Origin of the sequence: Coleofasciculus sp. (assembly GCF_046565525.1) — a bacterium.
Taxonomy (GTDB): Bacteria; Cyanobacteriota; Cyanobacteriia; order Cyanobacteriales; family Coleofasciculaceae; genus Coleofasciculus.
The window spans coordinates 40,950-62,111 of sequence record NZ_JBKHUP010000005.1; the positions used below are offsets into that span (position 1 = coordinate 40,950).

Genomic DNA, 21,162 nt, shown 5'->3' on the forward strand with positions numbered 1-21,162 from the left:
ACCTCGGAAGCCGATGCAGACAGGTTGTGACCAACCACTCTCAAAGGAGACGGTCAAAACACATTACCATGGGCTGGCACAAAAATCCTGTATCTTAGTTAAGATTTTGCACTACACAGACGAATTACAAATGACAAATGACAAATTACTAATTATAAGGCAGTTGAATCTGTAACCAAGCTCCCCCGGTTTCTGGATGATTTTTAGCGTTGACAGTACCACCGTGAGCCTGAACGATTTGCTGGACAATTGCCAAACCTAAACCACTACCACTGTTGCGACCCAATGTGGTTAAGTTCTCAGAATTTGGTTGACGATATCGCGAGGCATCTCCTCGATAGAGTCGCTCAAAGACGCGGGGTAAGTCATTGCCAGAAAAACCAGCGCCTTCGTCAATAATATCGATTTGCATCAGCGCTTTTTCTGTCAGATCAGGAGTTGTTGGGTTACTCACTTCAACTCGAATTGACCCTTGAGGTGGACTATGTTTAATACTATTATCTAATACATTCAAAAAAACCTGAGTGAGTCGAGACTCATCAGCTTTAATGGGTAAAGTATCGGGTCCACTATAGGCAAGATGTAGTTGTTTTTGTTCTGCCAAAGGCTCCAAGCGCTGCCAAGCCGACTGAATTAAAGACTTTAAATCAAGAGATTTATAGGTAAGACTCTGATTCGGATCGCGTTCGAGATGACTAAGTTCCAGCCAGTTTTGAATCAGATCGATCAACCGATTAATTTCTTGCAGAAGTTGCTCAACCCAACGGCTTTCTGGAGGGTTAACTCGTCCTTGCAAGGCTTCTGCGACTAAGCGAATAGACGTGAGTGGAGTTCTCAATTCGTGGGCTAAATCAGACACCCACTGATTTCGAGATTCCGAGAGTTCAATCAGAGGTTGTCGATTTTCCAAAAATACACCAACTTGTCCCTTAGCAAGGGGCCAACCATAAGCCCGCAACATGAGCGATCGCACCTCGCTCATCGCTGCACCATCCATACAGGCGGGATGAAATACCCACTCTTGGCTCGTCGATTGTTGCTGTTTACGAGTTTTCTCGATTAACTGATCCAGTTCGTAGGAGCGCACTACCTCTAGAAGTAAGCGAATCTGTCCAGGTTCCCAGCGGTCAATTTGCAATAACCGACGCGCCTGCTGGTTGCACCAAATTAAGTGATTGTCTTCGTCTACTTGTAAATACCCGACGGGCGCGACTTGGAATAGGGATTGAATGGCGTTGAGTTGGTCTTCTAAGACAAGGCGCTGCTGATTAGCTTGGGCAATGGCTCCCCGTAAACGAGACTCTAAAGAAAACGAGTTACTAGTCGAATCGACTGGCAACAACTCTAAGGTTTGCTTGAGCTGCTGTTTGGTGCGGTGTTGTAGCCATAAGCCAACCCCAATTCCTAGAGCTAGACCCAACAGAAATGTCAAGAGGGTCATGGGTGTAATCAATAAGAATGTTGCCGAGCGATGGTTTAGATATTGTAACCTTTCGACAGGGCGATGTAGATACTCCTTGATTGTTACGGCTGATGTAGGTTAACACGCGATCGCTGGTGTCCCATCTAATTGAAGATCAGCCAAATCGGTAGCCGAAGCCGCGAACGGTAATCAAGTATTCCGGTTGACTGGGGTCTTTTTCTAATTTTTCCCGCAGCCAGCGAATGTGAACATCGACGGTTTTGGTATCTCCGAGAAAGTCCGGACCCCAAACCTGATCGATTAACTGCTCGCGAGACCACACCCGACGAGGATATCCCATAAACAATTCCAACAGTCGGAATTCCTTGGGTGAGAAATTAACCTCCTCGCCACGCACCGTGACTCGGCATTCTTCGGGGTAGAGGGTAATGTCCCGTAACTGTAACGTCGGCGTTGGCGGTATGGAATTATAGCGGTGACGACGCAGAAGGGCGCGACAACGAGCGATTAATTCCCGCATGCTAAAGGGTTTGGTCAGGTAGTCATCGGCACCGACTTCCAAACCCAAAACCCGATCCGTTTCACTGGCTTTGGCACTGAGAATCAAAATGGGGATAGAATTCCCTTTATACCGGATCAAGCGACACAGATCGAGTCCGTTCACCTGAGGCAGCATCAAGTCTAGAATCAACAGGCTAAAATGGCACTCCTCGTTATTGGAGTCGCCCTCAGACAGAAGGGTTAAAGCAGTACGACCATCAGCAGCCGTCACCACGTCATAACCTTCCTCTTGTAGGGACAACATCAGCATTTCTCGGATGAGAGTCTCGTCTTCTACGACCAGAATGCGGTTGGATTGTGCCAGTTCTGGAGTGGAAGGGCTTTGCGGTAGATCGACAGAAAGCATATAGGGTAAGGAAATTGGGTATCTGAGGTTCTAAGCCAAGGTATACACCAAAATCATGGTGTTGAAACTATATAGAAATAAAACTCTACGTCTAGATTGACACAAGATTCAGCTAGTGTGGCTATACCCTGTCAATTTTTAAAGACTTAAAACAATTTGCTTAAATTTATTGCCGATTCTTCTATGGTGGCATACACTAAGGATAGTGTAATACATGTCATACGCAAGTATGACAAAATGAGGGGTCTTACAGAAACAAAGCAGGGGGCTGGTAAGCCCAGTCCACCTGCTTTCACTTTTTTAGAAGGGATAATGCTGCTACATTTGATGACCTGGATCGAGGTTGAGGAGTACTTGAAGCGATCGCCGGGGATTATTCTGCCAATTGGTTCAACGGAACAACATGGACCAACGGGATTAATTGGTACCGACGCGATATGTGCCGAAGCGATCGCGCGAGGGGTGGGTGAAGCGACCAATGCGATCGTTAGTCCAACGATTAGTGTGGGGATGGCGCTGCATCATACAGGTTTTCCGGGTACGATGAGCCTGAAACCCAGTACCTTGATTCACGTCATCCAAGATTATTTAGTCAGCTTAACCCGGGCTGGATTTAGCCGATTTTTCTTTATTAATGGTCATGGTGGTAATGTGGCGACGCTGAAAGCCGCCTTTTCTGAAAGTTACGCCTATCTCTGGGATCTCAACATTCCCAACAGCGATCAAGTCAGATGTCGCCTTGCTAACTGGTTTACCTGTAATTCGGTTTACACGTTAGCCAAACAACTGTATGGCAATCAGGAAGGGTCTCACGCCACACCCAGCGAAGTCGCTTTAACTCAATACCTTTATCCCGAAGCAATCAAACAAGCCCCCTTAGCCGCTAATGTAGCCTCTGGACATCCAATTTACGGTGCGACAGACTTCCGCCGTCGCTATCCCGATGGACGAATGGGTTCTAACCCCGCCTTAGCCAAACCGGAACATGGTCAGAAATTGTATGAGGCGGCGGTGAAAGAAATGAGTCAGGCATATCTGGAATTTTTGCATACCGAGTGACAGTCTTCTAGAGACAGGTTAAACTCATAATTACACTGTGCCTGCTGGCAAAGGAAGCAACACAGCATTGTGTTTTCTAGCTGTATTGGCTACAAGCGAGCAGGTTTGGTTTGAGGAGAGAGTGAACGCTTGACTCTGGCTTACAAGTCCGTTTGAGGGGGGAGTGATTCCCAGAGGAAGATGAGAACCATGAGTGCGATTGACTTTACTGTCGCGATTTGTACCTATAACGGCGCGAATCGTTTACCAGAGGTTTTGGACAAGTTGCGATCGCAGGAAGGGACAGAGGATATTGCCTGGGAAATTATTATCGTTGATAATAACAGCACTGACAATACAGCTAAGGTGGTTCAGGAATACCAAGCGAACTGGTCTGAACCTTATCCCATTCATTATTGCTTTGAACCGGAACAAGGACTAGCATTTGCTAGGGGATGTGCTATCCGAGAAGCCAAGGGGTCTTTGATCGGTTTTCTGGATGACGATAATTTTCCCAAATCCAATTGGGTGGCACAAGCTGATCATTTTGGACAATCTCACCCGAAAGCTGGAGCTTATGGAGGACAAATCCATGGCAAATTTGAAGTAGAACCCCCGCCAGGATTTGAACGAATCGCCCGTTATTTTGCCTTGATCAAAGGAAAGAAACCCTATTGTTACAACCAAAGGTATGCCTCTACCCGCAAAAAGATGTTTCCTCCAGGAGCCGGAATCGTCATTCGCAAACAGGCTTGGATAGAGAGTGTTCCTGAACGTCCCCTGCTCCCTCAAACGAATGAAGATTTAGAAATGCTGTCATACATCTGGCAAGGCGGTTGGGAACTGTGGTTCAATCCAGCCATGGAAATTGATCACTTTATTCCTAAATCGCGTTTTGATAAAGAGTATCTGCGGCGTTTTTTTCAAAACAATGGTCGGCTACGATATCAGGTGCGAATGTTAGCCTATAAACCCTGGCAAAGACCCCTGGTTGTACCGATCTATCTAGGCAATGATATCAGAAAACTCATCCTTCACTTTCTCAAATATCGTTCTGTCCTGAAAACGGATGTTGTTGCTGCTGGAGAAATGGAATTGCTACTCACGATTCTACTTCGGAATTTTTATAAATAAATCATTAACTTTGATTAAATATGAAAAATTTAAATCTAGTTGATTCTAAAGACATAGAATTAACAGGCACAGAAATTCTATGTTTTGTAATTGTCAGAAATGAATTAAAACGTTTCCCTTTCTTCTTAAAATACTATAGAGAAAAAGGAATATCTAAGTTTTTTATCGTCGATAACGACTCAGAAGATAATACCTTAGACTATCTAATCCAGCAAGAGGATATCTATACTTGGCATACTCAAGAATCTTTTAAAGAAAATAAACAAAATTGGCTAGAATGGTTACTCAATAATTATGGTCAAAATCACTGGTGTTTAATCGTTGATGCCGATGAAATTCTCTATTATCCCGATTGTGAAACCCGCAGCCTAAGCGATTTTTGTAGGCAAATAGAATGGCAAGGTAAAAATGCCGTTCAAGGGATTATGTTAGACATGTATTCGCAGCAGCCTGTTCAGGAAGCCTACTATAATCCTGGAGATAACTTTTTAGAGGTTTTTCCCTATTTTGATAGACAGTATTATCATCACCAGGAAGGAACAATCAGGGATTATTATTGGGGAGGATTGCGACAACGTATCTTTGGCAGTGACGATAAACGAGGCAAGAAGCCCTACTGTTTAACCAAGTTTCCTTTGCTTAAATATAATGATACGATGATATTTTATTCAGAACATGTCACCAAAAATATTAAACTGTCTTCGACAACGACGTGTTTGCTACACTTTAAATATTTTTCATTTTTTATCGATTATGTTAAATCAGAAATCCAGAGGAATCAGCACTGGCAAGGAGCAGTCGAATACCAAAAATATGCTCAACTTATTGCCGAGAATAAGCCACTAAACCTATACGATCCAGAAATTTCCGTGCGGCTGGAAAATAGTAAGCAGCTGATAGATATGGTAATTATAAATCGGGGAGTTCTTATGGAGAAACGGTTAGGATATGTAAGCTTATTGTTAGAATTATTTTACGATGCTAAAATACTGGGACGTGCACTCCTTAAAGTTTTGTCCCAAAAAATAGCCTCTCCAGGAGTTATGGTAATCAGGAAAAGTTATTGAATTGACTCAAAGGACTTTTCCTCTTCCTTCCTAAAAACTAAGGTTCCACCACAAATACCGAAGAGTCATCTGTATTTACCCAGATCCAAGTAAAACTGTTTCATTATGACATAAAAACAAATGCAATTAATGCATCCGGGTCTCAAAGATATTCTGCTTGTTGAGCAATACATTAAGACTAAAAAAATAGGTTTCTTGTCTATAGAAACCCCTTTACCCCCTTGGTTCAAAAAAATAACCCAATCAATCACAAATTACTCTATAGGACTTCAACTTCGCCGCGAGTACCGCCACATCTCAATGGGCATTAGAGCTTTTCGGCTTAAAGATATCGATACAATTTTTATATTTGAAATTTATAACCAACATTTATTAGGAGTTCTGCCTTTACTAGCTTTAACGGCAAAACAGGTATTCATTAGCTTACATGGTAATCAACAATTTGCCATGACTAGCAAAATCAAATTCTTCGGATTAGTATACCTAAAAACGTATCTGCAACTTTTCAACAATTTAAAAGTCGTTTTATTTGAAATCGATGATCATGTTATCCCAGATAAATTCCGCTTACCAGCCTCATCCAAGATAATCATCCCTCATCCAATCCTTAGCGAAGTCACGCCCAATCTGAGATCCGGTGAACGCTTGCCTATAGATGCCAAAATTAAGATAGGTGTGGTGGGGATAATTCGACAGGATAAACCGATCTCGACAATGATTACCAAATTACAGGAATACATCAGCTCAAATTCTGATCAATGCGAACTAATCATAGGTACACCCTTTGGTCAAAAACCTAATTATTTAGATCAATTAGAAGTAGCCCTTTATGATACCACCAAAGAAGAGGACTATATCAGTGTCTTAAAACAGATTGATATTTTGGTCATTCACTATGACAAAGATCGTTATTACTACCGCACCAGTGGTGTAATTAGTGATGCCGGATCGTGTGGTTGTTATATTATTGCCTCTGATTATCCAGTTATCAATCATCAAGTGAATTTCCCTGTCCCAATTGGTGCAACATTCTCAACTTTTGACGAAATTGGCTCTCTAATTGATCAAGCCATCATTCACATTCGCCAGAAGGGACAGGATAACCACTGGATTTGGCGAGAACAACGTTCCGCAGAAGCGATCGCAAAACTCCTCTTCCCCCAAAACTCATAACTAAACCTTTAAGTCGGTGGGGATCGTCATTCGTCATACTCGCTCCCGAAAAGAAGTAAGCTACGTCATTCGTCATCGATAAATTAGGCGAAATTACCCGCTCCAACATCATCCTTAAATTGCTGTAGTCTTGTCTCTAGTTCATGGGTAAGACGCTCAACAATGAACTCATCACTTAAAATAGGTTTGACTGTTTTGGCAATATCCATAAGTTGTCGGGCTACTCGCTGATTTGGATCACCGCCAATTTGATTAAACACGTTTAATTGCTCCTGTTTTAACCAGTCTAGCCAGTAATTAATTTCTGGGCGAATACGCAAGCGAGTCGAAGGAGCCTCAGGAAACACAGGATAGAAATCCCAGAGAGGCATAACATACCGAGGTTGGTATTCAATGCCTAGAGAAAGACACCAATCCTGCCATTTAAAGGAATTAATATTGGCACTGGTTTTGATCGGAATCCAAGGCACTCTCAGGGCATCTGCAATGATAGCACCATGCATGGCTTCAGCGAGTAAGACCTCAGTTTGGCTAATTGCCGATAAAACGTTTTCAACTGACCAACGTGGATCAATATAGGCGAATCCCAGTTGTTCGCAGATAGCAGCCCAGGCTGAACTTGCTGGGATAGCGTGCTTGAAATGAGGCATAAAAGCAAAGCGCTGGGTTTTAGAATGATTCGCCTGAAATAATCGCCTTACGAGTAAAGCAGCATCGGTAACGGCGACTTTTTCGGGAACACTGAGCGCTTGGGCAGATAGGGGTCCTCTGAGGCAATATATCGTCCAAGAATCATTAATTTTGGGTACAGTTCCATATCCATATCCCACACCCGTTCCAAATACGATGGTTTTCTCTGCCTTGGGTAATTTTCTGTTGAGTAACGTCCCAATCCCTACAAAGAGGGTTCGTTCGTCTTCATCCAGAAGGTTGGGTATGAGTTGTTTCCAGAGCCAAGGGTTGAGTTCATCACCAAAATTGGCGTATTCATCGGATTTGTAGTAGTAGAGCTTCATGTTTATTTTTATCCCACATTCTGCACGCCCCAAGATCTAAAAGTCGTCTTCCTGCTCATTTTCCTCATTTGCTGAATTCTGGCGCAATCCTCCTGGTAAAGCAGCAATAATTGCATCCAGAACCCTGGAAACCGGGATCACCTCAATATCCATATCTGGTAACACTTGACCCTTGGGAACGATCGCGCGTTTAAATCCTAACTTGGCGGCTTCCTTCAAACGCAGTTCCATCTGCGACACCAGCCGCACTTGTCCCCCTAACCCAACTTCGCCAATCATCACCGTGCGTGGATCAACCATGCGATCGCGAAATGAAGCCACCACCGCAATGGCAATCCCCAAATCAGCAGCCGGTTCTTCGACTCCCAACCCGCCAGCCGTGGCGACATAGGCATCTAATTTAGATAGGGGAATCCCCACCCGTTTTTCCAATACCGCCAAAATTTGCTGTAATCGACTATAATCCACGCCAGTGGTTGAGCGACGCGGTGCCCCATAACTAGCTGGGGACACCAACGCCTGTAACTCAACTAAAATCGGACGAGTCCCCTCACAAGCCACCACCGTCGCCGTACCGGGACTCATTTCATCCCGATTACCCAAAAATAACTCCGACGGATTCAGCACCTCCTGCAACCCCTTATCCACCATTTCAAAAATACCGATTTCGTGGGTGGCGCCAAAACGATTTTTTACCGATCGCAGCAGACGATGGGAGGCAAAGCGATCGCCCTCAAAATACAATACCGTATCCACCAAATGTTCCAGCACCCTCGGTCCTGCGATCGCGCCTTCCTTAGTCACATGTCCGACAATGAATAACGTAATATTCGCCCGCTTTGCCACCTGCATCAGGGCTGAGGTACATTCTCGCACTTGCGCCACGGAACCGGGTGCCGAGGTTAACGCGGCAAAGTACAGCGTCTGGATACTGTCAATTACTGCCACTTGGGGTTTGAGCGACTCCAACTCCCGTAATACCTCTTCTAAGTCTGTCTCTGGCAACACATACAGGTTTGGCTCTTGCTCCCCTGAGGTGTTATCCCCATCAGCCGTTTTCGATTTTGCCGACTTCCCCCGCTTTTTGGGGGCACCATTATTCGTCTGCTCAATATTATCTGCCTCCTCCTGAATCGGAGCAGCACAAACACCTAGCCGGGAGGCTCGCAGTTTCACCTGTTGTCCCGACTCTTCAGCACAGACGTAAAGGATATGATGCTCCTGTGCCAGTTGATTTGCCACCTGTAGCAGCAACGTGGATTTGCCAATCCCTGGATCACCGCCAATCAACACCAAGGAGCCAGGGACAATCCCTCCCCCCAACACTCGATCCAGTTCACTATACCCGGAAGCAAATCGGCTCTGGACATTATTGGAAATTTCTGAGAACTTAAGTGAGGATCTCGGTTGAGCGCGTCCAGAGGTAGGAGACGGAGTGTAGGCACGGGCATTTGATTGCCTTCCCCCACTTCTCATGTTGGCAGTCGTTGACAGCATACTCTCCTCTAAAGAGTTATACGTGCCGCAGGAGGAGCATCTGCCGAACCACTGGGAGTGTTCCGCCCCACATTGATTACAAACATAGATAGATTTAGTTTTAGGCATCCTGATCTTAAGGTGCTAGGAATTTTCAATAATTAAACTAATCTTAAAAAGCCGTAAGAAAATGTCAGATTGAACGGTTATAGCTTAAAAAAGCTTCGTATAACGTTATATCTTAGAGATAAGCTACTGATAAATTAACACTTCGTTGACCGTAAAATAGGAGTCTTGAATCAATTGGAAACTCATAAGGAAAAAATTCTGGTTGTCGATGATGAAGCGAGTATCCGCCGGATCTTGGAAACTCGCCTGTCGATGATTGGCTACGATGTCGTCACCGCCGCCGATGGGGAAGAAGCCTTAGAAACCTTCCGCACCAGTGAACCCGATTTAGTGGTGTTAGATGTGATGATGCCCAAGCTGGATGGCTACGGCGTCTGTCAAGAGTTGCGAAAGGAATCGGATATCCCCATCATCATGCTAACGGCATTGGGTGACGTTGCCGACAGAATTACTGGGTTAGAGTTGGGCGCGGATGATTATGTGGTCAAGCCCTTTTCTCCGAAAGAGTTAGAAGCTCGGATTCGTTCCGTGTTGCGACGGGTTGATAAGGTAGGTGCTTCCGGGATTCCCAGTTCTGGGGTAATCCATGTCGCCAGTATCAAAATTGATACGAATAAACGACAGGTTTATAAGGGAGACGAGCGGATTCGGCTCACGGGGATGGAGTTCAGTCTCCTGGAGTTATTAGTTAGTCGCTCTGGAGAACCATTTTCTCGGTCGGAAATTTTACAGGAGGTGTGGGGGTATACTCCAGAACGCCACGTCGATACCCGTGTTGTCGATGTTCATATTTCCCGACTGCGAGCCAAGCTCGAAGATGATCCGAGCAATCCGGAGTTGATTCTCACCGCACGGGGGACTGGGTATTTATTCCAACGGATACTGGAATCGGGGGAGGAGTGAATTTTGAGTGTAGAGACGTAGCATTCTACGTCTGAATTTTGAGTTGTTTTATGGGGTTTGTGCAACCGACGCTTTAGAGATAATGGCTAAACCTGATCAGAATTCTGTGTTGCGACAATTGCCGTTTGTTGTTGGGGGATTAGGCGGGACACTATTGTTGATTAATCGCTTGCTGACTCCCCAACTTACGGAATCTCAGGCGCGTTCAGACGCACTGGGGGTTATTCTCAGTGCCATATTGATTTTGACAGGTTTACTGTGGCAGCAGGTGCAGCCGCGCTCGCCGGATGCTGTAGATTTGATTGGCTCACAAGGGTTTGAACTTGCACCTGAGTTACCAGAGGCGGTGAAAACAGAACTGGCTTGGGCGTCACATTTATTATTGACCAATACCGTGACGCGATCGCTGGTTGTGTTTTATCAGGGGAGGGTGCTACTACGGCGGGGAGTATTGGGGGTGAACCCCGAGGTGAAACCGGGTGCTATCCTGAAGCGGGTTATCGAGCAACAAAAACCCGTTTACCTGGTTGACTTGAAACTGTATCCAGGGGGAATCGAATTTGACTACTTGCCAGAAAATACCCAAGGACTCATCTGTCAACCTCTGGGTACTCAGGGTGCTTTAATCTTAGGCGCGAATGCTCCCCGCAGTTACACCAAACAAGATGAGCGCTGGATTGAGGGTCTAGCTGATAAACTAGAAAACACGTTGAGTCAGTCAGCACGGTTGAACGTCAACAGTTAGGATCGTCATTTGTCATTTGTAAGGCTTTGAGTTCTTTGTACCAACTTGATATCGTTAAATTTAGATGTCTTTAACTGTGCTCTACTGGATATTAATTGCCCTGATGCTAGTGGGTGTCGTGGGTGCTGTAGTCCCTGGTCTTCCTGGTTCTAGCTTAATTGTCGTGGCAATTTTAGTCTGGGGATTTGTCAAAGGGTGGAGTGCGATAATTTTGGCGTTAGTTGTTGCTGTTGTGGTATTGCTCCTCAGTGTCGGCATTGATTTTTTAGCCACCTACTGGGGAGCAAAACGGGCAGGGGCGAGCAAGTGGGGGCAAATTGGTGCGATTATTGGGTTAGTCGTAGGGTTTTTAGGGCTACTCCCAGCTTTACCTGTGGGAGGTCCTCTGTTAGGTATTTTAATCGGTCCTCTGTTAGGAGCGTTTATCGGCGAGTTTTTATCCCGCCGTCAGTTGGAATTAGAGTCACGGTTAAAGGCGGCGTTCAAGGCGAGTTTGGGGATTGTGGTGGGTTCGCTGGTGGGGAATCTAATTCAGGGCGCATTGGCGCTGGCGACGGTTATTGTATTTGTGTTTACTACCTCTCCCCCCGGAGTTGCAGGTTAATCGAGCTAAAGGGGTGAATGTCAACGAGAGTAGGTTGGGTTGAGCAACGAAACCCAACTTATCTGGTTAGCTGGAATATTACGTGCTTTCCCTGACATGCTCCCAGCTAAAACCCTTGTCATTGGTGTTAACTTAAGTTATAAACCTTTAGTCTCGTTTCCAGCTTTTAGTTAGCGGCTGAAGCGGCTCATGAAGGGAGGCAGAGCCTTCCAAGGAGCATTCCCTTCTCAGACCTGGGAACGAGGATGCCCTACTTACCAAATTTCAGGTAATAAAGACATGGGCTTAGACATTGGTTCTTAGCAATGTTGTTCAGACGTTTGCTCAAATTTTCTAGCGTAAATCACTTGAGTTAATAGCTGCCAAGCTTTCCGAGAAAACAGAGCGGGAAATAGCAGGGTAAAAGCGTCAGAAAATTTTCCTTGCTTGAAGCCAACTAAACTCCAGTACAACGTCAAAAAATCCTGAATATCTTGAAGCGGAGGAAGAGAGTGATGATACTTGGGATGGACAAATCTATAAATTTTTTCTTTAATCGAGATATGCTTTTGCAGGCGCTGTTGTAGGGAAAACTTGAGATGATTCCCTTGATGCCATAATGTCCGGTAGGCTAAATGCTGATTAACCAGGATGGCATCTCCATATCGGGCAATTTTCACCCACGAGTCAATATCATCGTAGTTCACTTCAAAGCTAGAATCCCAACCGCCTGATTTACAAAAGGCATCTTTGCGAAAGGCAACTTGTACAGGTGTACCAAAGGGCAGTTGCTCTAGAAGCATCCGATAATGAATCTCAGACTGAGGCACATAATCAATTGGAGCATCGCTAATTGGTTGGGTGCGTGTTATTTCTCTACCCTTCTCGTTGACTTGTATTGCTTGACAGGAACAGAGAACCGCTTGGGGATACCTGGCGATCGCGTGGGTCAATTCCTCGATACAATTGGGGGCAAGATAGTCATCATCATCAATAGGTTTAATCCAATCCCCTTGAGCTAACCTAACGGCGGCGTTCATCGTGGCGCAATGTCCCAAGTTAACCGGATTGCGGTGATAAACCACGCGATCGCCTAGACTACGGATGTATGCCTCTGTACCATCTGAGGAACCATCGTCAGCAACAATCACTTCACAGGGTAAGGTTTGTGACAATGCTGATTCAATGGCTCGTTGCAACAGAGACAACCGATTATAGGTGGTAATGACAATAGTAAATTTAAACACAATGCAAGACCCGCCTCGACTTAAAGACCATTATCTAACAGATTTTATTAAATTCCTATAAAGTTTCGATAAAGATTTAGGTATTTCTCAGGATGCATTGTTGGGAAACTTGATCTATCTTTTCCTCTAGAAGAATTTAGGTTATAAAACAGTGTATATATGTTAGGGTACTGATATTTTAACGATTAAATAATAGATTAATGTTTTTTTAATCGACTTAGTATCCACAATTTTTATAAAAAAATCAGCACTAGGTCTTAATTGATTTTCCGTCTTTCAATTGTAGTGATCGACTTACTACTGAATTCCCTGGGACAAGGGATAGGGCAGCAGAAGAAGCAGGGGAGGAGGGAATTAGAGTTCTTTGGGGGTAGGTGTGACTTAACCCTAACCGATTGAAGCCTAGCATAAGAATCCCCACTCAGAATCTTCGATTTGAGTGGGGTGCGTTCAATACAACAGGGAAACTCATTGCTGGGTAAGCTGTTCCGCCAGCATCTGTTATCACCAAACCTTGAGGCTGGCAATAGAGATGCGATCGCGTGGCTCACAGCCGATGGATTGAGAAAACAATGTAACCGATTTAACCTAAAATGAAAATAGGGGATTTGATGATTCACTCTATCCCTTATTACTCAAGTCTTGCACGCCCGGAGCAACAGTCCGCTAGGGAGGCAAAGATGTTGTCGGCAAGGAGGCTAACTCTTCAACAACCCTAACCTAGCTATCGCTCTTTGGTTAGGGATTGCCGGACAAACGACAATTTAAACCGTTGAATACCGCATAGAGTCTCAGTTTGGCACAGACACCCAAAGCACAGGTTTCTGTTTCCGATAGCAATTGGAAACGACTAGGGCAATTTACTGCCAAAAAAGTCCAATTGTTGCAGCGAAGCACGGGATTAATTGTCGTGCATTCAATTGGATTGTCAAATCTCCCCTTATTGAAAGGGTCGATTTGACCTCTATCCCTCCCCGCAAAGATCCGCTGAATGCGGGGTCTCACGAGATACACGATGAAAGTATTGACATCGACTGCCATGACAGCTACGAATTCTTTAAGAATTGAAACAATTCGACGCTATATCTTAGGAAAAATTCATAAATTTATAATTGCTTCTGTGATAAAATTTTGCCGATTTAGCATCTATTATGGAGCTTTTATTGCCCACACAGATTATCCACATCAATAATAGGCTGTTCCGCATTTAGATTAGGATACCTAAATGTCTCAAAGGGAACAGGAAACAGAAAACACAGGATACCCCATTTAAATGCACATCAGCTTAGACAGATGAAGAATCATCCCTTATCCGGAAGGGCGTTGACCGGCTTGCAGTTCCACACCTAGGGAATGTTCGGCAATGAAATCTGGTACTAAATAAAACTCTTGGTTATCCTCAAAGTAAGCTAACAGCCGAGGGATCTGGTCATGAGTGCCAAGCTGTTTCAGGATTTCAGCATCCCGATTAAACAGGCGTCTGGCACTCTGTAAAAAGTCCGGTTCGCTGGTAGGCAGGTTTGAGGTGTTTGACTACATAAGTCAGATTACTAGGTCTGTGGGTGTCTTGTGCCAGATATGTATGACCAAATCCACCTTGTCCTAGAACCTAAACCACTTGGTAACGTTGGTCTAGTAATGCGCCTATCATTATAATATTGATCGCTACCCGGACGTAAACTTTTAGCCTAATCAGCTTTTCAGGCAGAAGCTGTGTTATCCGGATTTTTAGGTTTTCAGCCTCAGATCGGGTACAACGAGGATGTCAACGACTCCCGCCTACTACGCCCTAAGCGGGAGATTGAAAGAGCCAGCTTTCAATCTGACTTGTCTACAACGCCGAGTCTAACGCTGGTAGAGTTGGCTGAATGTTCTCCTAGTTCAGCCCTCTGTAAGACCTCTGGAGGGGGTCGATTTCAGAAAGGACATCTGGTGTTAGATGGTAGTAAGGAGCAAGTTACTTTCAAACTAGAGGATTATCTTTATGGAACAAATACCAGTTATTTCAGCTAAGAGGCATCCACTGATGTCTACGAAACCCTCAAGGGCTAGGCGTTGGCTTAAGGACTGGAAAACTCAAGTTTACCCCAATGACTTGAATATTAAAACAAATAACTGATGGATTATCGGAAAGCTTTTTGCGCCCCACATTCGCTTCCAGGACGTATCTAGGTATGGCTGAACTCAAACTGCGCCTGCAACAAGGAAATACTAAAAAAACGGTGACAGTAAATCAGGATGTATTTACAATTGGTCGCTTACCGGAGTGCGACTTAACCTTGCCCTATGAGGGGGTATCCCGATATCATGCCCGCCTTTTGAAAACGGCAACCGAGAATTGGATGATTAAGGATATGGGGAGCAAAAACGGAACGCTGCTAAACGAACGCCTAGTGACCTCGCCTCAACTGGTGAAAAACGGGGATGTGATTTGGTTGGGGGATGTCAGTCTGGTGGTTGTTTTGGCTGATCCGTCTCAAGGCAAAACAGCCCAAGTAGAACGGATGCCCGCAGAAGCTACGATCCTTCGCAGTGTCAAAGAATTGCAACAGCAATGGATACAAGCAAAAGATAAAGGTGATGATCTTAGCGTCAAGGAAACAACGATTGCTCGCCTCAAAGATTTGGTAGAGATAGCGAAAAGTTTAAGTGCGGCTGAATCCATCGAAGCCATTTTCTCACGGGTAAAGGATGTGGTATTTCGCTATCTCGAAAGCATCGAACGTATCGCTTTATTGGTAGATGTGACGGGTTCAAGGCAACTGGAATTACTCAATGCTGCATCCAGAAACGTCAATCAGCAGCAAACCTTAGCCGAGTCCAGCCATTGGATTAGTCGTAGTATATGTCAAAAAGTCTTCACTGAAAAAGTCGCCATTCAAACGGCAGATGCCCAAGCTGACCAACGCTTTGAGGGAGAAGTCAGTATTCTGTACAAAGGAATTCGCAGCGCGATCGCTGTTCCCCTTTGGGATGAAAATAAAGTGGTTGGGGTACTCTATGCCGATGCCCATCACTCGTCAACCCATTGGACTCAAGAAGGCGAAGAAGACCTCAGCTTTTTTTCTACCTTAGCCAACCTGGTGGCATCCAGTGTACAACGCTGGCTCTTGACCCAAAAACTCACCAGCGAAGAAATAATTCGGCAACGGCTAGAACGTTATCACTCACCCGCCGTCGTTCAACAACTCATTGCCTATAAAACATTACCCGACGGTCGCTTACCTGCAGCCGAAAGTGAAATTAGTATTCTATTTGCCGATATTGTCGGCTTCACCGCGCTCTCAGAACGGTTAAGTCCAGTACAAATTGCCCAATTGCTCAATAGTTTATTTGAGGAGATGCTACAAGAAGTATTTGCTTTTAATGGCACCCTCGACAAATATATTGGCGATTGCATTATGGCATTTTTTGGCGCTCCTGAATCTCAACCGGATCATGCGGATCGCGCCTTGGCTACAGCGAAGGGAATGCTGCATCGTCTAGACAAACTAAATGCTGATGAGGTATTACCGGAACCCTTACAATTAAGGATTTCAGTGAATAGTGGAAAAGCTGTGGTAGGAGATGTGGGGAGTTCTCAACGGGTAGAATATACTGCCTTAGGCGCAACCATTAATCTGGCGGCTCGAATGGAAGCTATTTGTCCACCTGGGGAATGTGTACTGAGTGAAGATACTTATGTTTTACTGACGCACAAGCAAGGGTTAGAACTAATGGACGAGTATCGATTCAAAGGGATTGATCGACTTGTGCAAGTTTATCAAACGAAGCGAAAAACTTGAATTGTATAGCCCTATAACACCAGTAAGCGTAATCAAAATCGATACTAGAATCTCCCAAAAACTGTAACAAAAACTACAAAATTTCCTTTGAGTAGAGACGTGCCATGGCACGTCTCTACTCATTTTAATCGGAAGTTCCCCCCAGAACAAAACAACGGAATGCTTACCTAGAGGGGGTTACAACCATTTTTTGAACCCCGCTCAATGGGTACATTTGTGAAAGCGACTCCTAAAACGGATTCTGAAGTGATCGCTCTTTTTCACCAAGGTAATATGATTGTTGTTTAATTGCAAATTCATTCCATGGCTACGGGTTGAAATAATTATCGCGATCGCATAAAGTAACGATATGGTCTGGCTCGTGTCATCACGCCGAAGCCATAATCGCTACAAGCCTTATAGGATAAGAGGTTCAGCCATCCGATTTGAAGGTTGTACCCAGTACGCTTTTTGCCTATAACCGCTCAAGCCGTTGCTGGATGGGGCTTCCAGCTAGGTGTAGTACATCCGCACGGGGGGAACTTCAGTTTAATAGGGGAGACTGGCTTCTAAATCACTACTCGATTGAGGAGAATAAATCAAGCCGTTGTTTGTAAGTATTGATTCAACTGTCTGTGAACTTACTTGAAAGTGATCACCCGCATCTTCTATAGCTGACTCCGAGTAGTCACTATCTAAATAATCCTGCAAGCTGCTTAGGGGGCAAAGAAACTCCGCAGCAAAGGCACGCTGATACTTTTGTCTTGAGGTTCTAAGGTCTGTGCTGGTAAGCCATGATTCTCCTCTATTGCCATAGAACAAGTAGTCACCAATAAGCCTAGCCAATTCAAATCGTTTTGCAATCGGATGTTTTTTTCTAGGGTGGAAGTTAAACCTATTTTCTTTTAAGGGAACTGCAACTGAGATATGCTGCCGACGTGGAGGAGTCCAAGCTTCATATTCAGATTTCTTTAGACCAAGCAAATCATAAAGTGTGTCGTCGGGTATAGAATTTTCTGGAATATCAATCGCATCACGTAGAAGCGATGCTACTTTATTCCCTCGCTGCCAAGGTGCTTGTGGAGTGTCTGGGCTAACAGAGTCGTCAATAGAAATATCCGGCTTTCCTTTAAGTCCCGATTCTTGAATTTTCTCAAGAATTTCGCTGAGGAGTTTTGCCTCTGATAAATCCTGGCTACAGGCAGGAGCTAATTCTGACAAGGTTTTGATGCCTATCTGTTCAGCAAGATTCAGAGTATCTTTTACGAGACTTTCAGGACACTCATCAGGATCAAAACCCAATTCAGCCTCACAACGACGATATTGACTTGCATATCTATCAGAACGCTCCTCCTGAACTTCTTGCCAAAGGTTAGCTAATGGTGTGTTATCCACTCCCGTTGCGTTCAAACGGCTGATCACAGTCTCTATGAATTTCTCTGCTTTCCGTTCAAATTCATGGAGGTTAATTGGGCATGATCCCTCAAGACCGTTAATATACCTAACGGACTGTTGATCAACAGCCTTAGATGGTGTTGACCATATTTGCATCAATTCAGTATCTGAAGCTAGTATTACCCTGGGCCAAATAAATCCTTGATTGGCAGCAGTAAGTTCATGTGCCATCCTCCAGTCAACTGACGGTTTAGCATTTGTAGGCGGAAGAGGTTCAAAAAGTAATCGCCACCATGAAGATGCTATCCAAGCCGCAAGAGGATAAGCTGAAACAAGAACGGTATCGCGAATTGTTTTAGAGAAGGTATCCTCATGTTGAGTAAGACTTATATCTCCCACTCGTAATCCAAACATACCCATAGTCTGCTGGATTTCGGGCGAATCATTTCCACTTGTAAGCCAGTCAAAGTTAAGACTTAGTGCGTTCACTCCGAATCCTCCATTGCTCAATCACTTCTTCACAGAACGGATCTTCTTTTTGCATAGGATAGCCATGATATGACCCTTGCTCTACTGACTCAAGTTGTGCTTCTAGCGGAGTCTCATCATCCATAACAGACCAAACATTCTTCGGCCACTGCCCTACAACACGGTCACTGACTAATCCTGTTTTAATTCCTTTCCTCAGTAAATCTAGATCTTCCTTTTTGGTAAAAACCTTAACGGAGTCACAAAGAGACTTGCCTGCTCTAGGGACACTAGGAGGTGTCAGATTGAAATCACCTGGATTTCTTTTATGTTCAGGATTTCCACCATATTGAGCTTGGGACGAAAGGCATAAAAGCTCATGAAAGTTACATTGCCCAATTTTAAGCATTTTGCGTTTTGGGTTGAACTGACCGTTGCGCTTTCTCATGACGACGATATACTAACCAAGTACAAGCAAACTCCCTATATCGTAAAGCTTACGACGAGATTCAGGCGCAGCTTGAGCCAAGTGATTAAGTAGATGTTTTGGATTGACGGCGAAGCCTGACTACCAAATAGAATACTAGCAGAATCACTGCCGACAATAGGCTCACCAATTGATCCCATACATTTATTTTGTTGGGTTTCCGGCGTCAAACCAACCTACAACCAAACTCTCCTTGTAGGGACTTGTGACACAAGTCGCAACTCCTGATTACACCATGACCGCCCCACTGCTAGTCGGACTCGCCGCCATCGCCCCGGAGTAGACTAAACCACGCTGAGTATCCAGGGTGATAATTGCACCATCCCGAATCCTCTGGGTAGCATTCTTAACCCCAACAATGACTGGAACTCCCAAGCGCATACCAATTATCGCCGCGTGACTGGTTAAACTATCTTCCTCTGTCACTACCCCTGAAGCTTTACGCATAGTATCGACAAAATCCGCACTGGTTGACGGAACCACCAAGATTTCACCCGGATTAAAGTTGTTCACTTCTCCAGCACTATACGCCACCCGAGCTAAACCACTCACTGACCCTTTGCCAATGCCAATGCCTTGACCCAGTATAGCTGTCACCACTTCCACTTTAATTAAATCCGTAGAACCCGGAACCCCTTGCAGCGTTCCCGCAGTCATCACCACTAAATCGCCCTCACAGAGTAGCTGCTTTTCCTGGGCGACATTAATCGCGGCTTGAAAGGTTTGACCCGTTGAGGGTAAATCCAACACCAATAGCGGTCGAATTCCCCAAACCAGTTGCAGTTGTCGAGCAACATCAACATGGGGAGTCACCGCCAGAATCGGAGTACAGGGGCGAAACTTGGAGACATTTCGAGCTGTAGAACCCGTCTTGGTTAGGGTCATAATCGCCGCCGCTTGTAACTGTTCAGCAATTTGACCCACGGCTTGGGAAATCGCATTGGGAATTGAGCGGCGGGTATCTTCCATATTCCGCACAATTTCCTCTTGTTCGATACGGGTGGCAATTTTTGCCATCGTCGATACGGCTTCTACGGGATAGTTCCCTACGGCTGTTTCATTGGACAGCATTACCGCGTCGGTTCCGTCTAGGATGGCATTTGCCACATCGGAAATCTCCGCACGGGTGGGACGTGGGGAATTAACCATGCTATCCAACATCTGGGTGGCGGTAATCACGGGAATTCCCAGACGATTGGCGGTGGTAATCAACCGCTTTTGCAAGATAGGCACATCCTCAGCGGGTAATTCTACCCCCAAGTCACCCCTAGCCACCATCACCCCATCGGCGAGGGAGAGGATAGCGTCCATTTGTTCAATGGCTTCGTGCTTTTCAATCTTGACAATAACCGGAACATCTTTCCCCGCGCTGTTAATTAATTCTTTGATTTCCAGCACATCTTGGGGATTACGAACAAAGCTAAGGGCTACCCAATCTACACCTTGGTCTAAGCCAAACATCAAATCCCGGCGGTCTTTATCCGTGAGGGCGCGAATGGAGAGGTAGACACCGGGGAAGTTGACCCCTTTGTTATTAGAGAGCTTACCACCGACAATCACCCGACAATGTAAGGCGCGTTTGTGGCGATTAATCTCTTCCACCCGCATCTCCACTCTGCCATCATCCAACAGAATCGTGGCACCATTGGGGACTTCATCGGCGAGGGGTTCATAAGTGACGGAACTGATATCCTGAGTACCGATTAGGGGTTCACTGGTTAAGGTGAAGCGATCGCCTCGTTCTAGTGTAATCGAATCGTTCTCAAATTTGCCCAGGCGGATTTTTGGTCCTTGTAAGTCTTGCAGGATACCCACAGGTTGATTCAGTTCAAATGCCGTTTGGCGAATCAGGCGAATGCTACGCTGATGGTCATCATGAGTGCCATGGGAAAAGTTTAGCCGCAAAGTCGTGGCACCTGCTTTAATCAATTCTCTTAGCACCTCTGGATGACTGGTAGCAGGACCAATCGTGGCTACAATCTTGGTTCGACGCCGGGATGTGTACAGTTGCATAAGCAGAAAAGGGGATGAGTCAGTAGGTGGAAGTAACGTTAACGGCGGGGCTTATCTTATGTCTTATGTTTTATCTCTTATGTCAGGGGTTGAGGACTTTTTACAGACTGGAATAGAGTTGGGTTGATTTCCACCAACCTACTTAGATCCCAATGGCACTGACCTAAGCCTTTTTAGATCGCCGAAACCCTTGA

The 21,162-nt window shown here is 45.1% G+C and carries 17 protein-coding genes and 1 pseudogene; 9 read left to right on the forward strand and 9 right to left on the reverse strand.

Features of this window, described 5'->3' with window-relative positions:
- Positions 1–148: 148 nt before the first annotated feature.
- Together ACLGGO_RS02695 and ACLGGO_RS02700 are read right to left on the reverse strand one after the other, a co-directional pair.
- The gene (locus ACLGGO_RS02695) at positions 149–1,441 is read right to left on the reverse strand and encodes a sensor histidine kinase (RefSeq protein WP_446334494.1); all 1,293 of its coding nucleotides are present in this window, start codon (positions 1,439–1,441) and stop codon (positions 149–151) included.
- A 136-nt stretch (positions 1,442–1,577) separates the two neighbouring features.
- Entirely contained in the window at positions 1,578–2,330 is a 753-nt protein-coding gene (locus ACLGGO_RS02700; RefSeq protein WP_446334495.1) for a response regulator transcription factor, read from the reverse strand.
- Positions 2,331–2,642: 312 nt separating this feature from the next.
- Here ACLGGO_RS02700 and ACLGGO_RS02705 point away from each other — a divergent pair, with 312 nt between their 5' ends.
- From ACLGGO_RS02705 to ACLGGO_RS02720, 4 genes are all read left to right on the forward strand, one after another.
- Positions 2,643–3,389, forward strand: coding sequence for a creatininase family protein (locus tag ACLGGO_RS02705; protein WP_446418185.1), 747 nt, complete (start codon positions 2,643–2,645; stop codon positions 3,387–3,389).
- A 180-nt stretch (positions 3,390–3,569) separates the two neighbouring features.
- A complete protein-coding gene (gene hpsE, locus ACLGGO_RS02710; RefSeq protein ID WP_446418186.1) occupies positions 3,570–4,502 on the forward strand; it encodes a hormogonium polysaccharide biosynthesis glycosyltransferase HpsE in 933 nt (310 codons plus the stop codon).
- Between the two features lie 20 nt (positions 4,503–4,522).
- Positions 4,523–5,569 carry a glycosyltransferase family 2 protein gene (locus ACLGGO_RS02715; RefSeq protein ID WP_446418187.1) on the forward strand — a complete coding sequence of 349 codons (1,047 nt, stop codon included), beginning with the start codon at positions 4,523–4,525 and terminating at the stop codon, positions 5,567–5,569.
- Positions 5,570–5,689: 120 nt separating this feature from the next.
- Complete coding sequence (locus ACLGGO_RS02720; protein WP_446418188.1) at positions 5,690–6,742, forward strand: glycosyltransferase family 1 protein; 1,053 nt, start codon at positions 5,690–5,692, stop codon at positions 6,740–6,742.
- A gap of 83 nt (positions 6,743–6,825) precedes the next feature.
- On the opposite strand, the gene ACLGGO_RS02725 is transcribed toward ACLGGO_RS02720, so the two are convergent.
- Positions 6,826–7,758, reverse strand: a complete 933-nt coding sequence (locus tag ACLGGO_RS02725) for a polysaccharide pyruvyl transferase family protein (RefSeq protein WP_446418189.1) — start codon at positions 7,756–7,758, stop codon at positions 6,826–6,828.
- A 36-nt stretch (positions 7,759–7,794) separates the two neighbouring features.
- The gene (gene radA / locus ACLGGO_RS02730; RefSeq protein WP_446418190.1) at positions 7,795–9,363 is read right to left on the reverse strand and encodes a DNA repair protein RadA; all 1,569 of its coding nucleotides are present in this window, start codon (positions 9,361–9,363) and stop codon (positions 7,795–7,797) included.
- A 174-nt stretch (positions 9,364–9,537) separates the two neighbouring features.
- Here radA and rpaB point away from each other — a divergent pair, with 174 nt between their 5' ends.
- From rpaB to ACLGGO_RS02745, 3 genes are all read left to right on the forward strand, one after another.
- Positions 9,538–10,266 (forward strand): response regulator transcription factor RpaB, encoded by a 729-nt coding sequence (gene rpaB, locus ACLGGO_RS02735; RefSeq protein WP_446334510.1) that lies wholly within the window; start codon positions 9,538–9,540, stop codon positions 10,264–10,266.
- A gap of 82 nt (positions 10,267–10,348) precedes the next feature.
- Positions 10,349–11,011: a cofactor assembly of complex C subunit B gene (locus ACLGGO_RS02740; RefSeq protein WP_446418191.1), complete on the forward strand. Its 663-nt coding sequence runs from the start codon at positions 10,349–10,351 to the stop codon at positions 11,009–11,011.
- 64 nt (positions 11,012–11,075) lie between these two features.
- A complete protein-coding gene (locus ACLGGO_RS02745; RefSeq protein WP_446334506.1) occupies positions 11,076–11,615 on the forward strand; it encodes a DUF456 domain-containing protein in 540 nt (179 codons plus the stop codon).
- A gap of 299 nt (positions 11,616–11,914) precedes the next feature.
- Here ACLGGO_RS02745 and ACLGGO_RS02750 read toward each other — a convergent pair whose 3' ends face one another.
- Positions 11,915–12,841, reverse strand: coding sequence for a glycosyltransferase family 2 protein (locus ACLGGO_RS02750; protein ID WP_446418192.1), 927 nt, complete (start codon positions 12,839–12,841; stop codon positions 11,915–11,917).
- A gap of 444 nt (positions 12,842–13,285) precedes the next feature.
- On the opposite strand from ACLGGO_RS02750, the gene ACLGGO_RS02755 reads away from it, so the two are divergent.
- Positions 13,286–13,438: a hypothetical protein gene (locus ACLGGO_RS02755; RefSeq protein ID WP_446418193.1), complete on the forward strand. Its 153-nt coding sequence runs from the start codon at positions 13,286–13,288 to the stop codon at positions 13,436–13,438.
- A 723-nt stretch (positions 13,439–14,161) separates the two neighbouring features.
- On the opposite strand, the pseudogene ACLGGO_RS02760 reads toward ACLGGO_RS02755, so the two are convergent.
- Positions 14,162–14,492 (reverse strand): annotated as a pseudogene (locus ACLGGO_RS02760) (protein kinase domain-containing protein); the annotation flags it as partial.
- Positions 14,493–15,015: 523 nt separating this feature from the next.
- Between ACLGGO_RS02760 and ACLGGO_RS02765 the strand changes: the two are divergent.
- On the forward strand, positions 15,016–16,626 hold the full coding sequence (locus ACLGGO_RS02765) for an adenylate/guanylate cyclase domain-containing protein (RefSeq protein ID WP_446336331.1): 1,611 nt from the start codon (positions 15,016–15,018) through the stop codon (positions 16,624–16,626).
- 528 nt (positions 16,627–17,154) lie between these two features.
- On the opposite strand, the gene ACLGGO_RS02770 is transcribed toward ACLGGO_RS02765, so the two are convergent.
- From ACLGGO_RS02770 to pyk, 3 genes are all read right to left on the reverse strand, one after another.
- The gene (locus ACLGGO_RS02770) at positions 17,155–18,489 is read right to left on the reverse strand and encodes an ImmA/IrrE family metallo-endopeptidase (RefSeq protein WP_446418194.1); all 1,335 of its coding nucleotides are present in this window, start codon (positions 18,487–18,489) and stop codon (positions 17,155–17,157) included.
- The gene (locus ACLGGO_RS02775; RefSeq protein ID WP_446418195.1) at positions 18,470–18,916 is read right to left on the reverse strand and encodes a hypothetical protein; all 447 of its coding nucleotides are present in this window, start codon (positions 18,914–18,916) and stop codon (positions 18,470–18,472) included. Before ACLGGO_RS02775 ends, ACLGGO_RS02770 begins: the two co-directional genes overlap by 20 nt.
- A gap of 267 nt (positions 18,917–19,183) precedes the next feature.
- Positions 19,184–20,968 carry a pyruvate kinase gene (pyk, locus tag ACLGGO_RS02780; RefSeq protein WP_446336333.1) on the reverse strand — a complete coding sequence of 595 codons (1,785 nt, stop codon included), beginning with the start codon at positions 20,966–20,968 and terminating at the stop codon, positions 19,184–19,186.
- Between the last annotated feature and the right edge of the window lie 194 nt (positions 20,969–21,162).

Bases quoted from the DNA above. Each gene is read 5' to 3' on its own strand.
- ACLGGO_RS02745 (WP_446334506.1), top strand. From the start codon at position 11,076: ATGTCTTTAACTGTGCTCTACTGGATATTAATTGCCCTGATGCTAGTG.
- ACLGGO_RS02765 (WP_446336331.1), top strand. From the start codon at position 15,016: ATGGCTGAACTCAAACTGCGCCTGCAACAAGGAAATACTAAAAAAACG.
- pyk (WP_446336333.1), bottom strand. From the start codon at position 20,968: ATGCAACTGTACACATCCCGGCGTCGAACCAAGATTGTAGCCACGATT.
- radA (WP_446418190.1), bottom strand. From the start codon at position 9,363: ATGCCTAAAACTAAATCTATCTATGTTTGTAATCAATGTGGGGCGGAA.
- ACLGGO_RS02695 (WP_446334494.1), bottom strand. From the start codon at position 1,441: ATGACCCTCTTGACATTTCTGTTGGGTCTAGCTCTAGGAATTGGGGTT.
- ACLGGO_RS02725 (WP_446418189.1), bottom strand. From the start codon at position 7,758: ATGAAGCTCTACTACTACAAATCCGATGAATACGCCAATTTTGGTGAT.
- hpsE (WP_446418186.1), top strand. From the start codon at position 3,570: ATGAGAACCATGAGTGCGATTGACTTTACTGTCGCGATTTGTACCTAT.
- ACLGGO_RS02720 (WP_446418188.1), top strand. From the start codon at position 5,690: ATGCAATTAATGCATCCGGGTCTCAAAGATATTCTGCTTGTTGAGCAA.
- ACLGGO_RS02705 (WP_446418185.1), top strand. From the start codon at position 2,643: ATGCTGCTACATTTGATGACCTGGATCGAGGTTGAGGAGTACTTGAAG.
- ACLGGO_RS02775 (WP_446418195.1), bottom strand. From the start codon at position 18,916: ATGAGAAAGCGCAACGGTCAGTTCAACCCAAAACGCAAAATGCTTAAA.
- ACLGGO_RS02700 (WP_446334495.1), bottom strand. From the start codon at position 2,330: ATGCTTTCTGTCGATCTACCGCAAAGCCCTTCCACTCCAGAACTGGCA.
- ACLGGO_RS02715 (WP_446418187.1), top strand. From the start codon at position 4,523: ATGAAAAATTTAAATCTAGTTGATTCTAAAGACATAGAATTAACAGGC.
- ACLGGO_RS02740 (WP_446418191.1), top strand. From the start codon at position 10,349: ATGGCTAAACCTGATCAGAATTCTGTGTTGCGACAATTGCCGTTTGTT.